The sequence below is a fragment of the Ureibacillus sp. GCM10028918 genome, assembly GCF_042666115.1.
Taxonomy (GTDB): domain Bacteria; phylum Bacillota; class Bacilli; order Bacillales_A; family Planococcaceae; genus Ureibacillus.
The window spans coordinates 21,759-37,741 of record NZ_JBHTFK010000040.1 but is presented as its reverse complement, the minus strand read 5'-3'; the positions used below and the strand labels follow the sequence as shown (position 1 = coordinate 37,741).

At 37.7% G+C, this 15,983-nt stretch carries 13 protein-coding genes; 9 read left to right on the top strand and 4 right to left on the bottom strand.

The window, feature by feature from the left end; all coding sequences use genetic code 11:
- Positions 1–34 precede the first annotated feature (34 nt).
- Positions 35–1,228: a YbfB/YjiJ family MFS transporter gene (locus ACFQU5_RS18830; RefSeq protein WP_390291484.1), complete on the bottom strand. Its 1,194-nt coding sequence runs from the start codon at positions 1,226–1,228 to the stop codon at positions 35–37.
- A 449-nt stretch (positions 1,229–1,677) separates the two neighbouring features.
- On the opposite strand from ACFQU5_RS18830, the gene menC reads away from it, so the two are divergent.
- The 5 genes from menC to ACFQU5_RS18805 all read left to right on the top strand — a co-directional run bounded on the left by menC (position 1,678) and on the right by ACFQU5_RS18805 (position 6,559).
- Positions 1,678–2,790 (top strand): o-succinylbenzoate synthase, encoded by a 1,113-nt coding sequence (menC, locus tag ACFQU5_RS18825; RefSeq protein ID WP_390291481.1) that lies wholly within the window; start codon positions 1,678–1,680, stop codon positions 2,788–2,790.
- A gap of 160 nt (positions 2,791–2,950) precedes the next feature.
- The gene (locus ACFQU5_RS18820; protein WP_390291478.1) at positions 2,951–3,991 is read left to right on the top strand and encodes a YkvI family membrane protein; all 1,041 of its coding nucleotides are present in this window, start codon (positions 2,951–2,953) and stop codon (positions 3,989–3,991) included.
- 160 nt (positions 3,992–4,151) lie between these two features.
- Positions 4,152–4,892, top strand: coding sequence for a hypothetical protein (locus ACFQU5_RS18815; RefSeq protein ID WP_390291475.1), 741 nt, complete (start codon positions 4,152–4,154; stop codon positions 4,890–4,892).
- Positions 4,893–4,969: 77 nt separating this feature from the next.
- On the top strand, positions 4,970–5,425 hold the full coding sequence (locus ACFQU5_RS18810; protein ID WP_390291472.1) for a hypothetical protein: 456 nt from the start codon (positions 4,970–4,972) through the stop codon (positions 5,423–5,425).
- Positions 5,426–5,542: 117 nt separating this feature from the next.
- On the top strand, positions 5,543–6,559 hold the full coding sequence (locus tag ACFQU5_RS18805) for a S66 family peptidase (protein ID WP_390291469.1): 1,017 nt from the start codon (positions 5,543–5,545) through the stop codon (positions 6,557–6,559).
- A 66-nt stretch (positions 6,560–6,625) separates the two neighbouring features.
- Here the strand turns inward: ACFQU5_RS18805 and ACFQU5_RS18800 are convergent, their stop codons facing one another.
- Both ACFQU5_RS18800 and ACFQU5_RS18795 read right to left on the bottom strand, forming a co-directional pair.
- The gene (locus tag ACFQU5_RS18800) at positions 6,626–7,045 is read right to left on the bottom strand and encodes a universal stress protein (protein WP_390291466.1); all 420 of its coding nucleotides are present in this window, start codon (positions 7,043–7,045) and stop codon (positions 6,626–6,628) included.
- Positions 7,046–7,057: 12 nt separating this feature from the next.
- The gene (locus ACFQU5_RS18795) at positions 7,058–8,491 is read right to left on the bottom strand and encodes a SulP family inorganic anion transporter (RefSeq protein ID WP_390291463.1); all 1,434 of its coding nucleotides are present in this window, start codon (positions 8,489–8,491) and stop codon (positions 7,058–7,060) included.
- 93 nt (positions 8,492–8,584) lie between these two features.
- On the opposite strand from ACFQU5_RS18795, the gene ACFQU5_RS18790 reads away from it, so the two are divergent.
- Entirely contained in the window at positions 8,585–9,133 is a 549-nt protein-coding gene (locus ACFQU5_RS18790; RefSeq protein WP_390291460.1) for a recombinase family protein, read from the top strand.
- A gap of 1,121 nt (positions 9,134–10,254) precedes the next feature.
- On the opposite strand, the gene ACFQU5_RS18785 is transcribed toward ACFQU5_RS18790, so the two are convergent.
- A complete protein-coding gene (locus ACFQU5_RS18785; RefSeq protein WP_390291457.1) occupies positions 10,255–11,013 on the bottom strand; it encodes an SDR family oxidoreductase in 759 nt (252 codons plus the stop codon).
- 147 nt (positions 11,014–11,160) lie between these two features.
- On the opposite strand from ACFQU5_RS18785, the gene ACFQU5_RS18780 reads away from it, so the two are divergent.
- From ACFQU5_RS18780 to ACFQU5_RS18770, 3 genes are all read left to right on the top strand, one after another.
- A complete protein-coding gene (locus ACFQU5_RS18780) occupies positions 11,161–11,724 on the top strand; it encodes a TetR/AcrR family transcriptional regulator (RefSeq protein ID WP_390291454.1) in 564 nt (187 codons plus the stop codon).
- 77 nt (positions 11,725–11,801) lie between these two features.
- Positions 11,802–13,514 carry an ABC transporter ATP-binding protein gene (locus ACFQU5_RS18775; RefSeq protein WP_390291451.1) on the top strand — a complete coding sequence of 571 codons (1,713 nt, stop codon included), beginning with the start codon at positions 11,802–11,804 and terminating at the stop codon, positions 13,512–13,514.
- Positions 13,515–13,668: 154 nt separating this feature from the next.
- Positions 13,669–15,930 carry an EAL domain-containing protein gene (locus ACFQU5_RS18770; RefSeq protein ID WP_390291448.1) on the top strand — a complete coding sequence of 754 codons (2,262 nt, stop codon included), beginning with the start codon at positions 13,669–13,671 and terminating at the stop codon, positions 15,928–15,930.
- Positions 15,931–15,983: the final 53 nt, after the last annotated feature.

Below are 15,983 nucleotides of genomic sequence, written 5' to 3'. Positions count from 1 at the left end.
CTTTTCTAAAGAGAAACTGTTAAGAGATAAAGATTTAACTTGAGTGATGATAAACTTCAAGTGCTTTTGAAAGCTCCTTACGATTACTATACCATTTTCCTAATAACAAAATAGCAAGGGCAACCGTTACAATGAATCCTGCGAAGGAAAGTGGTGCTTTAAAGCTTTTAAAATATGATTCAACCGAGCTTGCTAGTACGGGTCCAAGAATCTGACCCAGTGCATATGCTGTTGTTAACGCAGAAACGACAACTCCACTTTGTTTAGGAAACAGCTCTCGAGCATAGGCTGTTGATAGAGAAACAATCCCAACAAAGGTAAAGCCAAATAAAAACGCTGATAGAAGAACGCTCCAGGATGTCTGTGTTATAACCGGTAATAGAATGCCGATTACTTGTAGTATATAAGCAATAGATAATAATTTTACGGTAGAATATTTTGATATTAACAGCATCCAAATCGGAGCGGCTGGTGCAGCAGCAATTCCGGCGATTACCCAACTAAAACTAGCAAAAGATCTTAAACTTTCTATATTATAAATAATATCAACTAAAAATGTCCCTGTAATAATATAACCAAGACCTTCTAAACCATAAGCAATAATTAACCAAGGCATGAAACCCCGAAGGATTTTTGTATCATTGGTTTTTTCAACTTTTTCGCCATTTTGGATGGAGATATTCCTCCAAAGAACCAGCGTTAAAGCGAGGAATATTGCAGATAAGATACCGAGTCCCAACCAAGTGCCTTCCCAACCAAAGTTACCCTCTATAAAAGGTACGAGTAATCCAGAAATCGCGATCCCTATTCCTATTCCAGAGAATAAAAAGCCCGAAAATCGAGTCTGAAAGTGTGTTGCTAAGTAATCCATAATAATGCTTGAGGTCAACACGAAAATAAAACCACTTGTTGCACCCGCAATAAATCGCAATAGCAACCAAAACAAATACGAATGTGTCATCCCCATAAAGAAAATGGAAAAGACATTAAGTATGACAGTTGCGAGTAAAAAATTCTTTTTGTTACGGAAAATAAAACCAGCACCAAGAGCACCTACAAAATAACCGATATAGTTACTTGAAGCCAAGTAGCTACCTTCTTCAAAGGAAAGTCCTTCCTCTATTCGCATAAACGGCAGAATTGGCGTAAATGCAAACCGACTGATTCCCATTGCGACAACTAAAAGCAACACGCCCCCAACTAGAACCCCTATGTGTTGTCTCTGCAAATCGTACATCCCCTTACGATCAATTAATGAAAAACCTAAAAAACTTTTCTATAATTGTAACATTCTATCATTTGGAAGCAAGATTTTAAATTGAGTAATATTGATCTAACAATAGCTAAAAAGATGAATCTAGGGTGAAAGAGTGGCCTGCTATAGATTAGATAAAGGCTTTCATAGTTGCCGTATATAAAATTTTCCTATACTACCAGAGGTGAATTCTCAACTTCTCTTTGAAGAAGATGTATATTTATTACAGTACTGCAAAATACCCAGCATATAAAAGCACAAATCCAAAATTAGCTTTAGATTGGCGTTTAAAAACAAGTAAAATTATCCAAAGTTGTTTTCCAACACTTATGTTGCGGACCTGCTAGAAAAAGAAGAAGAAGTGCATTACTAATTTTAGTAAAAAGAACTAATCGATTTAACATAATGAAAAGGGGATTAAGATGAAAATTAAAAAAGTTACGATTCGCCATTTAAGTATGCAACTCAAACATCCCTTCTCTACAAGCTTTGGCACTATTTATAACAAAGAATTTTTACTATTAGAGGTTGAAGATGAGCAGGGAACAATTGGCTTTGGGGAATCCGTAGCCTTCGAGGCGCCATGGTATACCGAGGAAACATTAAAAACCACTTGGCATATGATGGAGGATTTTTTAATCCCATTGATTTTAAATCAAGAGATAGAACATCCCGATGATACTTTAGAGTTATTCAAAGGAATTCGAAAAAATTATATGGCCAAGTCTGCAATCGAAGGGGCGCTTTGGGATATTTATGTTCAACAAACAAATCAATCGCTGGCACAGGCATTGGGTGGGAAAAAGGAAAAAATCGAAGTGGGGATTAGCCTTGGTATCCAAGAGACGATTGACAAACAAATTGAGGTTGTCGCCAAAGCTGTCAAGGACGGGTATAAACGCATTAAACTAAAAATCAAGCCGGGCTGGGACATAGAAATGATGCGGGTTCTTCGTGAAAATTTCCCGGATGTACCAATGATGGCGGATGCCAATTCGGCATATACTTTGGCGGATATTGAAAAGATCAAACAGTTGGATGAATTTAACTTGATGATGATTGAACAACCTCTTTCATCAGATGATATTATTGACCATGCCGTTTTGCAAAGACAAATCAAAACGCCGATTTGTTTAGATGAAAGCATCCATTCATTGGAGGATGCAAGAAAAGCGATAGAATTGGGTAGCTGTGGTGTCATTAATATTAAAATCGGCCGTGTTGGCGGGATATCAGAGGCGAAAAGAATCCATGATTATTGTGAAGACAAAGGGATTCCTGTTTGGTGCGGCGGTATGCTTGAGTCGGGGATTGGGCGGGCACACAATATTGCTTTAACAGCTCTTTCTAACTTTGTTATGCCTGGTGATACAGCAGGCTCTAGTCATTACTTTGAGCAGGATATTATTACACCTGAAGTGATTGCCCGGGATGGTTATATCACTGTACCTCAAGAGGTGGGTATAGGCTATACTCCAAATCTAGAAGCCATTAACAAATATACAGTAGCTAGTAAAACATATAAATGTGTTTAAAAGTCGCAGGAGGCACGATAAATCGTTTGCTTCCTGCGATTTTTTCGTCGAAATTTGGGTAACATTTCATGGCCTCACTGTACGTATGTATATAGAGAAGAATCATATCATGATAGTTTGATATATATGATTTTTTCCAATTTTAGAAATGAGGGAATTGGTGAAAAAGAGTTTTCAAATCGGCGGAGCATTTGTTGGTTTAATTGTTGGTGGAGGCTTTGCATCTGGCCAAGAAATCATGCAATTTTTTACTGGTTTCGGTACTTATGGAATTTTTGGAGCTATCGTAGCAATGATTTGTTTTTCGTTTCTTGGAATGAGTATTGCACAATTAGGCTATGAACTACATACTAAATCGCACAAAGAGGTTGTTTATCACATTGCAGGACGTTCATTTGGATCAATTCTGGATATTCTGATTACCTTCTTTTTAATTGCTGTATCGGTAGCCATGTTTGCGGGAGCAGGGGCTGCCTTTTACCAAATATTCGGCGTCGATCCGATTATCGGTAGTCTATTTATGGTTGTCATCACGGTTTTCACATTAATGCTAAACATAAATAATATTATTAATATAATTGCTATGACTACCCCTTATTTGTTGGGCATTATGCTGATTATCGCACTTTATTCTATTTTCACGATGGATTTATCAATAGCGGAACAAGAGATATTAGCTCAGCATCAGCGTGTAGCCGCTCCTAATTGGCTAATGGGTGCTCTCCTATATGTTTCCTATAATATAGCTACAGGTGTTGGGATGCTAACGGTTATTGGCAGTACAGCGAGCAGTCGAAGGGTTGCCGGATTAGGTGGACTACTTGGCGGAGTCATCTTGGGGGTATTGATTTTATTAATTAACATTGCAATGTTTGCCAAAATGGATATCGTTGCAGGTAAAGACATGCCGATCTTGGAAATTGCGGCGAATATGCATCCGATAGTAGGAATCATAATGGCCATTGCCTTGTTAGGAATGATTTATAGTACGGCAGTAGGTCTTCTTTATTCCTTTATCGTCCGCTTTGTCCCTCCAAAGGACCCAACCTACAAACCGGTTGTCATCATGGTAGGTGCCATTGGATTTATGGCCAGTTTTATAGGGTTTACTACTTTGGTAAGCAGAGTATATTCCTTAATGGGATATTTGGGATTTTTCATTATAGCGACTATAATCTTCTCTTGGATAAATAAAAGGTAACCTCCGACACATACGTGATTATTTTATTAATGAGAATTCATGCTTTAGTTAGCTGGAGCTGCATGTGTGCTAAGCTTGATATCCTCAAAAAGTCATGACACTTTTCCTTGTTCAATTACATTTAATAAGTATAAACATCATGAGCAAGGAGCATGTAGATATGAATAATCAATATTGGAGAAGAGTGCCGGGTATACCTATTCCCTCGGGCCAAACTATTGTAGCAAGTCAGGTCGGTGATGTGACGGGGGATGGTTTTCAAGACTGGGTATATCTAGTCGGTACAAAACAGCCTGATAGTCCTTATATTACAAATATCCAGATGATTATTAAATATGGTCGAACAAATCAGTTTCAGGCCTTCACTTTTTCAGAAAATGCGGGATATGAACCAACCATCTGGTTAGGGGATTTAACTGGTAACGGGGTACAAGACATTTTGGTTTCCATGGATTCGGGAGGAAGTGGAGGCATCATCCTTGCTTACGTGTATTCCTTTATCCAAGGAAGAATGACAAAAATTTTCGATTCTGTTCAATATAATGAGCAACATCCTTATAAGGTGCAATACGTAAATAATTATAAGGCGGAAGTATATAGTAAAAATCCAAGAAAAAAATATACGTTAGATCTGCAATATAAAGGTGAGGAATACTTAAGTGAAATATACAATGTAAATGGAACTTTAAAACAACCAATAGAAGGTTGGGTAGATCCAATAAGTGCGCTATATCCAATTGATTTAGCGCGTAATGGAAAATATGATTTACTCGGAATGCAACAAATAGCAGGACGTTACCATGCAGATGGATTAGGTTATGTTGAAAATCTGCTGCATTGGGATGGTCGTGAATTTTCTATTGTGCGCCAAACTGTAGCGATTTATGGAGAAAATATATAAAAAATATAAAGAAAATAAAGTATATCCTCCTTAAAACAACACATTCTATTACCATCACGTTAAGGAGGGAAATTGTGTTGAAAAAATTATTAGCAATTCCGTTTATGTTTCTTTTTGCAGGTGCTTTAGTTGGTTGTGGAATGAATGATGAAGCAGGTCAAAATGACGATATTATTAATGAAGATGTACATGATCAAGGTACAAACAATTTAAATGATGATACAAACAACGGTACAGGTACTAACAATAATACTGTTGGCGATGATGAAGCTTTGGATACAAATGATGGCATGGGCACTAACAACGGCACAACTGATGGTACGGGTGGTACTAATAATTCTACTGGTGGTACAACAAACGGTACGACTGGTGGAACAGGTGGTACTACGAATGGTGCTGGCACAGGCGGTACTACAGGTGGAACTGGAACAGGTGGTGCTGGTGGAACAGCCACTGAAGGTAATGAATCAAGTGGAACTGGAACTGGTACAGATGGAACAACGGATATGAATAGAACAGAGGACAAAGAATAATTAATTATTAAGCCGATTTCAATTAGAAATCGGTTTTTTTTAATTTCAACGCGTAAATATCAGGCGATGATAATATGCTAAAAAGAAAAGCTTTTTTACACGAAATGGGGTTATGAGATGATTAGGTATCCACTATTCAATCTGCCGGTAAAAGTTGGCGTTACTGCACCTTCATCTGGGTTACATTTGGAACAGCATTCCTTATTGGAAGAGGCCGTTTATCGTATGGAAGGAAAAGGCTATCATTTTAAAATAGGACAAACATGTTGGACTCAATATAAAGCAAAATCTGCTCCAGCAAAAATAAGAGCCGATGAATTAAATCATATGTTGCAAGATGACTCGATTCAGTTGATTTTCCCTCCTTGGGGCGGAGAATTATTAGTTGAAATACTGGAGTACATTGATTTTGCTAAAATCAAGCCTAAGTGGATCCTTGGCTATTCAGATATCAGTGTACTTTTATTAGCTATGACCTTAAAGACAGGAATTGCTACAGCACATGGGCCAAATTTAATTGATCTGCGTGGACAAACCTCTGATCCTGCAACGGCCATGTGGGAGGAAGTTTTAAGTACAAAGAGTGGGGAAGAAATCATCCAATATCCATCTGAATTGTATCAGCTTCGATGGCAGCATGATTATGTGACCGATTGGGTTTATCATTTAACCGAGCATACAAAATGGAAGACCATTAAGAATACACCTATTTTTATTAAAGGACGCTTATTAGGAGGTTGTATTGACGTAATCCGTCATTTAATCGGTACACCTTATGGGGATGTCGGGCAATTTCAGCAAAAATACATAAACAATGAACCAATCATCTGGTATCTTGAAAATTGTCAATTAACGGTGCCGGATTTACGAAGATCGCTCATTCAAATGAAGCTTGCGGGATGGTTTGAAAATTGTAGTGGGATTCTTTTCGGTAGAAGTGCTGCAAATGAAACAGTAAATGATTATCACGTTCTAGATGTCTATATGGAGCTTGCCGAAGAACTAAATGTACCAATTGCATATGATATTGATTGTGGACATATGCCCCCACAACTTACTTTTATCAACGGAGCATATGCTGAAGTGAGAGTATATAACAATAATGGAAATATGGTTAAACAGGTTTTTAAATGAGCCGAAATAACCAGCATCTCATCAAGACTGAGATGCTGGTTTGCTTTACAAACTTTTGGCTTCCTTCTATTTCACGATTAGTGCCGGACAGTTAACGCGTTTCATGACTTTATGACTTACGCTTCCTAATACCATCTCCTGTAAGCCATTCAAACCACGACTGCCAATGACAACCAATTCTACCTTTTGTTCATTTGCATATTTGACGATTTCAGGACCAGGTGTACCGTGTAAAAATGTCACTTTATAAGAAACGTTTGATTCTTTTAGTAATTGTTCTACTTTAGAAATTTTTTTGCGTCGCTCTAAATTCCTTGCTTCAGCCGAGCTTGAGTGCAAAACATCAGATTTTGATTTATCAAAGTCTACCACAAAGACGACTTCTATGATTGAATCCTCGAGACATGTTGCAATTTTAATGGCTTCTTTTGCAGCACGCACAGCATTTTCTGAACCATCAGCAGCTAGTAAAATATGTTTATACATCCCGTCAACCTCCTACTGTGTTGAAGATACACCTGCTAATTTCGATAGTATTTTCTTGCTTGGAGCATCTAGTTCAACAACTTCGACTCCAATCCCTCTTTCATTTAAGAGGGCTTCTACTTTAACGAGTGCACCTACACCTGAATCATCCCAAATTCGACTATTTGAAAAATCTATCAGAATCGTACTACTTTTAAATTCATTATATTTAAAGAAGTCGATAAAAGAGTCAGTCGAAGCAAAGAAAAGTTGCCCATTTACATAATAACGATTATCGTCTTGCGTGATTTTAAGCGAAGATATCTTAACTACAAAGAATATAGCACTTAAAATGACACCAGCGATAACACCTTTTGAAAGGTCATGTGTCCAAACTACAATGACAACTGTTGTAAGCATGACAATGGCATCAGTACGGGGAGCTTTAACGAGATACTTAAATGAAGTCCAATCAAAAGTACCTATACATACCATTATCATAATTCCTACTAAAACCGGCATTGGGATTTTAACAACTAAATCGCCTAGCACAAGAATTAAAAACATAAGGAAGATTCCAGCTATCAATGTAGAAAGACGTCCACGCCCTCCAGACTTTACATTAATAACGGATTGACCAATCATCGCACAACCAGCCATTCCTCCAAAGAATCCTGTGACAATGTTCGCAATCCCTTGTCCTCTTGCCTCCTGGTTCTTGTTGCTCTCAGTTCCTGTCATATCATCAACAATTTGAGAGGTTAATAATGATTCCACTAAACCAACAATGGCAAGTGAAATGGAGAAAGGAAATATGATTTTAAATGTGTCTAGACTGAAGGGGACATCCGGAATAATAAATGATGGCAGTGTTTGGGTGATCGTTCCTAAATCTCCGATCGTCCTTAAATTAACGCCACTAAAGATAGCGACAATTGTTAAAGAAATTATCGCAATAAGTGGTGCTGGAATCACTTTTATAAAACGTGGTAATGTATAGACAAGTAATAAAGTGATTCCTACAAAGACATAGGTCATGTTGGAAATACCGATGAAATGCGGTACTTGTGCCATAAAGATTAAGATTGCCAATGAATTTACGAAGCCAATCATGACAGCATTCGGGATAAACTTCATTAACTTGGCTACTTTTAGAACGCCAAAGAGTATTTGAATAACTCCAGTTAAAAGGGTTGCTGCAAACAGATATTCCAAGTCATAATCTCTTATTAATGGAACCATTACTAAAGCCATTGCTCCAGTTGCAGCAGAGATCATACCGGGGCGACCACCGGCAAAGGCTATTACGACAGCCATCGTAAAGGATGCATATAGACCCACCATAGGGTCAACACCGGCAATAATGGAAAAAGCAATCGCTTCGGGGATAAGTGCAAGGCCTACGACAAGACCAGATAAAATATCGCCGCGGATATTGCCGAACCATTGTTGTTTTAAACTTTGCATGGAACTCTCCTTCATAATAAAAATTCTTTGGATATCATAATATCTTTGTTCCTAAAAAGGAACCTTTTTGGGAAAGTGTGAGGAGTGAATTGAATGATTTATGGGTATACACGCCCTTTATATAACGATGAAAATTGCGAGAATCAGTTAACACAGCTTCAAAACTGTGAAGAGATTTTTCAGGAATTGCATGGCTCACCGAAAAAAAGAGAAGAACTTGAACGAATGTTAATGGGTTTACAGAAGGGCGATATCATTGTTGTTGAACGGATGTTTGCGATAGCTGACACGACAAGACACCTAATGGAACTACTAAAATTATGTGAAAAAGACGGGGTAACCATCCAATTTATAAAGGAAGGGCTACATAGTAAGGGGACAATATCCTTAGAGTTATCGGAGATCGTGGAGCATCTGCTTGGCTTCCAATCGGATATCGTCAAACAATCAACCATTCTCGGACTTGCACATGCAAAAGAACAAGGCAAATCCATTGGACGGCCAAAAAAATCGGATGAAAATATAAAAAAAGCGATTTCGATGTACCATTCAGGCAACTACACATTACTTGAGATTAAAAATGAAACCGGTATCAGTAAATCAACACTTTATCGCTATCTGGAGTCGGTTGAAGAAATATAGCTCATATAAGAAGACTAACTTCAAGAGGGGGTTTCTCGCAGCTCAATATTATTGAAAGTAGGCGCTGAGGGGAAAAGAGATTGCTTCTCGAGACCCGATGAGAACGAAAGTAGGTGACTAGGGGAAGAGATAGAACCTCTCGGTGCCCGAAGATATCAGATATAAGCGTTTAGGAGAAGAGAGGTTGCTTCTCGCTGACCAATTACAACAAAAAAAGGCGATTAGGGGAAGAGAGATAGCTTCTCAAAGCCCGATGACATCAAAAAAAGACGAATAGGGGAACAGAGGTAGCTTCTCACTACCCGATGGCATCCAAAATAGGCGAATAGGAGAAGAGAGAGCCTTCGCTACCCAATCACAGCAAATTTAAGCAGAAAAGGGAAAAGAGTCTCTGCTCGTAAAAGGTGTTGCTACTTTAACTCATTTGCTATCCATGAGAACGCCGCTCGAGGACAGGTTCAGCAATATTAGGGCTTTTAGTGTCTATGAGAACGCCGCTCGAGGACAGGTTCAGCAATATTAGGGCTTTTAGTGTCCATGAGAATGCCGCTCGAGGACAGGTTCAGCAATATTAGGGCTTTTAGTGTCTATGAGAAGGCCGCCCAAGGACAGGTTCAGCAATATTAGGGCTTCAAGTGTCCATGAGAACGCCGCTCAAGGACAGGTTCAGCAACAATAGGGCTTCAAGTGTCCATGAGAACGCCGCTCGAGGACAGGTTCAGCAACAATAGGGCTTCAAGTGTCCATGAGAACGCCGCTCAAGGACAAGTTCAGCAACAATAGGGCTTCAAGTGTCCATGAGAACGCCGCTCAAGGACAAGTTCAGCTAAATGAGGGCTTTAAGTGTCTATGAGAAAGCCTCTCATGGACACTTAAAGCTGCATCAGGGCATAAAATGTCCATGAGAAAGTCACTCGTAGTCACGTTCAAATACATTAGAACTATTACTTTTACGAAGCAGCCTATCGAGTTATAATCCTTATTTTACTATGAAATGTCACACACTAGAGACCTAAGGCAGCAGCCAAATGTAGCGCCTTATTAATCGAACGTCTCCAACAAACAAAAGTACTAAAAAAAGAGAACCCACTTCACTGGGTCCCCTTCATCAAAATAAAATACTAGTATGCAGTCCAACCTGCATCAGCAGCTATAACTTGACCATTTACAAAGCTTGACTCGTCAGAACCTAAGAATAATGCAAGCTGCGCAATTTCTTCAGCTTTACCTACTCGCGGCATTGTACTACTACCAGTCATTTGACGCCCCATTCCGAACTCTGAAATATTCATCATCGAAGCACCGATATTCGTTTCAACGCCACCTGGTGCAATCCCGTTACAACGGATGCCGGAATTAGCATACATATAAGCCGTATTTTTTGTTAAACCAGTTACCGCATGTTTTGATGCCGTATAGGCTGCACCAGCTCGAGCACCACGTAAACCGCCAGCAGAAATGTTGTTTACAATGACCCCGTGGCCTTGTTCCAAGAAGATATTTGTTGCGATACGCATAGCACGCATTACGCCAGTTGTATTTACGGCAAACACGCGATCCCATTTTTCATCTGAAATTTCACCAACCGGCTCCATGCCATCCATGATTCCGGCATTATTTACTAGAATGTCCAATTTGCCGTATGCTGCTTTTGTTTCAGCAAATAGGTTTTCTAAATCGGTTAATTCAGCGACGTTTGTACGGTTCGCAATAGCTTCTCCACCAGCAGCTTTTATGCTTTCTGCTACAGCATTAGCTCCTTCGAAATTGTAGTCGGATACAACAACTTTTGCACCCTCTTTAGCATAAGCTTCCGCGATTGCTTTCCCCATACCTGAAGCTGCACCTGTAACGATTGCCACTTTGTCCTGTAATCTCATATATAAAAACCTCCCGAATTAAATTATTGAACAGTTGTACAATAAAATTATATATGAATTAAGTAAACGCTTTCAATCAGCAAAAAAGAGTATAATGTTGAGTAATGAACACATTTGGACTTTTTGTTCAACAAGAGGTGAAAAATTTTGAACCAAATTGATTTAAGAGTTGTAAAAACAAAGGAAGCACTTCATACAGCATTAATAACGTTATTAAAAAATAAACCGTTAGAATCCATCTCAATTTCTGAAATTTGTCGAATTGCGAAAGTGAATAGGGGAACTTTTTATTTACATTACGCACAAGTAGGTGATTTATTTGAGGAATACTTTAAGGAAATCATGGATGATTTAGCAAACTCTTATCAGGAGCCCTATCGACATGTTGCAAAACTCAATCCAAAAGAATTAAATCCTTCTACGATACGAATTTTCCATCACGTTGAGAAATATAAAGAATATTATCGTATTATATTATCTAAAAGTGTACCTCTAACCTACTATTATTTGTTGCTTGAAGAGGTAAAAAGTTTATTAACGGGCAACCTAGAAAAAGATTCTATAATAGAAGAGGGTAGTGACTCAAATTACCAGGCATCCTATGCAGCCAATGCCATTTTAGGGTTAATCATCCAATGGTATCAGGATGACTTTGGGCAGAATGCGAACTACTTAAATGAACAGCTTGTAAAAATTTTAAAACTAACATAACTTTTTCTAACATTTCACCTATAGAAAGGTTAAAATAAGAAATTATGCTTCGTAAACCGAAATGAGAGGAGACTTCTATGCTTTCAAAGTTTTTTGCTTATTATAAACCGCACAAACGGTTATTTATGGTCGATTTTTCGAGTGCGATTATTGTAGCGATTTTAGAATTAGCGTTCCCAATAGCTGTTCAGTGGTTTATTGACACTTTGCTTCCGACGAATGAGTGGGGGATGATTGTTAAAGTAAGTATTTTATTACTAATGGTCTATGTGCTAAGTACAATTTTGAACTTTATCGTCAACTACTTAGGGCATAAGCTCGGGATTAATATTGAGACTGATATGCGTCAGGATTTATTTAACCATTTTCAAAAGCAATCCTTCCGATTCTTCGATAATAACAAAACAGGTCATCTAATGAGCCGTATTACAAATGATTTGTTCGACATAGGGGAATTTGCCCATCATGGACCGGAAGACTTTTTCATCGCAATTATGACCTTTATTGGGGCATTTGCAATTATGTTCAACGTCAATTCGACATTAGCTCTTGTTGCATTAGTTGTAATACCGTTTTTAGTTTGGATCGTTACATACAGTAACAAGAAAATGAATGCTGCCTGGAAAGAAATGTACGGCAAGATTGCGGATGTAAATGGCCGTATTGAAGATAGTGTTTCTGGAATCCGTGTAGTGCAATCATTTACAAATGAAAAATTTGAAATGGAACGTTTCCGCGAGCAGAACGGGTTATTCAAAACAGCAAAATTATTGGGCTATAAAGTGATGGCTGGAACTCACTCAGGAATTTATATGATGACAAGGCTATTAACTTTAGTCGTTCTAGTTTTTGGAGCTTGGTTAAGCTTTAATGGAAAACTTACCTATGGGGAACTCGTAAGCTTTGTACTTTACACAAATGTGTTAATTAAACCAATCGATAAAATTAGTGCCTTGCTTGAGTTATATCCAAAAGGAATGGCAGGATTTAAACGATTCCAGGAGATGTTAAACCAACAACCGGAAGTACAAGACAAAGAGGGAGCAGTTGACGTCTCTTACTTACATGGTGATATAAAATTTGAAAATGTTACCTTCGGCTATGAAGGAGACAAAGTCATTTTAGATGATATTTCATTTGAGTTAAGAGCCGGGGAAATGACAGCTTTTGTTGGACCTTCGGGAGCAGGAAAAACGACGATTTGTTCATTAATACCGCGTTTTTATGATGTAAACAGTGGTGCCATTTCAATTGATGGTATGGATATCCGTGATATGTCAAAAAGTTCATTGCGTGACCAAATCGGAATTGTTCAACAAGATGTATTCTTATTTACAGGGACAATTCGTGAAAATATTGCTTATGGTAAACTTGGTGCTACAGAGGAAGAAATTCAGAGAGCACTCCGAAAAGCACATTTAGAGGATTTTGTTAATAATTTATCAGATGGTTTAGAAACAGAAATTGGCGAGCGTGGCTTAAAGCTTTCGGGAGGGCAAAAACAGAGACTGGCGATTGCTCGTATGTTCTTGAAAAATCCGCCAATTCTTATTTTGGATGAGGCAACTTCTGCTCTTGATACGGAAACAGAAAAGATTATTCAAGAATCTTTAGCAGAATTGGCAGAAAATCGTACAACTCTAGTAATTGCCCATCGACTGGCTACCATTAAGGATGCGGATCGTGTAATGGTCGTAACACCTAATGGTATAGAAGAAGACGGCTCATATAATGAGCTGGTTGCTGATAATGGCATCTTTGCAAGATTGCATCAACATCAATACAGTTAGATAACAGAGAAAAAACAACCAACATACGGTTTGGTTGTTTTTTATTTATTTACATAGGTAATAAATACCTATACATTAGTGGTGACTTTTATACTAAAATGGTAGAAACTAAACATTTCCAATTTATTAATACATGTAGGAGGAAGTGGGAAATTTGAGGTATAAGGAACCAAAGTTGAGTATTATAAAACGCCTATTTAATAATGAAGAAAAAATAGAATCAATTAAATTAAATGAGGCTATCAATGAAGCTTATTTTAAGCATACACACTTAGATGAAAAAGGCATAGAAAGCGAAATTAATAATTTCCAATATATATTTGACCACTTAACAGCCGGGATTTGGATGCGTGAGGAAATAAAGGGTGACTTAGTCTATGCTTCAAAGGGGTTTGAGGAAATTCTAAGTCTTCCTTTAAATAAGATTTATGAAACACCTTCTTTAAGATTTCAAATGGTTCATCCAATGCATAAAAAAGAAGTTGCTGCCAATCTTGAAATGGTCGCTAAAGGAAAAACAGTCCAAATGCTTTATCCTATCACGGATAGAAAAGGACAGAAGAAGTGGCTACTTGAACAAATTATCCCTAGAGTTAAGGAAGATGGGGTCGTAACACAAATTTTCGGCATGATAACAGATGTCACTCATGAAATGGATATTGAAGAAAAACTGAATTTCTTGGCAAACTATGACTCGTTAACACGACTGCCAAATCAAAAAAGTTTGTTTGAGAGGCTGGATAGCTATTGCAGGGAACGAGTAAAGTTTTCACTAATTTATCTAGACATTGACCGATTCTATGTCATCAATAACTCATTGGGGTATCAAATTGGTGATGAAGCACTAAAAAAGATTGCACTTCGTCTTACTGATTTAACACCAGAAGATGGATATTTAGCACGTTTAAATAGTAATGACTTTATTATGATAGTGAAAAACTACGATGATGAAAAAGAAGTTTATCAAGTAGCAGATAAAATACTTCGATCTTTTGAAATGCCCTTCACTATACAGGAGTATGTATTACATATTACAACGAGTATTGGCATAACGTTCTTCCCTGAAGAAGGGGAAAGTAGGCTAACTTTGTTAGAAAATGCTCATACTGCTCTCTACCACGCAAAACGGCAGGGAAAAAATAATTATCAGTTGTTTTCTCACTCGAGAGATATTCCATCCTATAAAAAATATGTACTAGACCGAGATATGCGCCTAGCTTTATTGAATGACGAGTTCAACTTATACTTCCAACCTCAAGTTGAGCCTAGTAAAGGGTTCATTGTTGGTGCAGAAGTGCTCATTCGCTGGCAGCATCCTGAATGGGGAGATATTTCACCTGCAGAATTTATTCCATTGGCAGAAGAAAATCATATGGTGAACCAAATTATCGATTGGGAAATCGAAAAAGTTTGTTCCATCCTTCATGAATGGAAGCAAAAAGGTTATCGCCTCTATCCGGTATCGGTTAATATTTCGCCCATCCGTTTTATGAAAAAGGGATTGGTTAATTTTGTGCAGGCTCAATTGGAGAAGTATGATGTGAATCCTCAATATCTAGAATTAGAGATTACTGAAAGTTCTTTATTAAAAACAGATCAAACGGTTTTAACCATCTTAAAGGAATTAAAGGCGTTAGGAGTAAAAGTGGCGGTTGATGATTTTGGAACAGGGTACTCTTCCCTGGATTATTTAAGGAAAATTAAACCGGATACCATTAAAATTGACAAAACATTCATTAACAATATTAAAAGTGAAAGTGAAATCGATAAAGGCGTGATTGCTTCAATTTTATTTTTAGGTAAAAGATTGGATATGAAAGTAGTTGCTGAAGGGGTAGAAGAAAAGGATCAGCTGGAGTTTCTAAAACAGAACGAGTGCGATATGATTCAAGGTTTTCTATTTTCAGAGCCTGTACCGAAAGAAAAGTATGAAAAAATCATTCAGGTAGGATATTTAAAAGCCGTACAAAGAACGAAAAAGAAAAGTAGCTTGCGAGAAAACCGGAAATTTTACCGGTTTGAATTACCATTGCATATCCATGGCAAGATGACGATTGCAGAGGTAAATGATCAAGTTGTCCAGGTTGGCTCAACACCGATATTAATTGAAAATTTAAGCTTGGGCGGCATTAGAATCTTATCCAATTTAAAATTGCCAGTGAACTCGAATATGAAATTTAAATTTGAGTTTAAAATACTAGGAGAAGTAATTGAAGTATATGGGAATTTGCGTTGGATAGAAGACGAGCTGCAGAATATCTATTCTTATGGGGTGATATTCATTTTAAATCGGACTTTGGAGGATCACTTGGCTCGACTCATAAATCGAATGACCACTTTAAGGATAAAAAATCAACCGATTCCCAATACTGAATTTGTTTACGATCAAGTAACCAAATTTTTTAATAAATCATAATAGAAGCCATATAGAAGTGTTGTTTCAAGCGTTCTATATGGCTTTTTTAAATA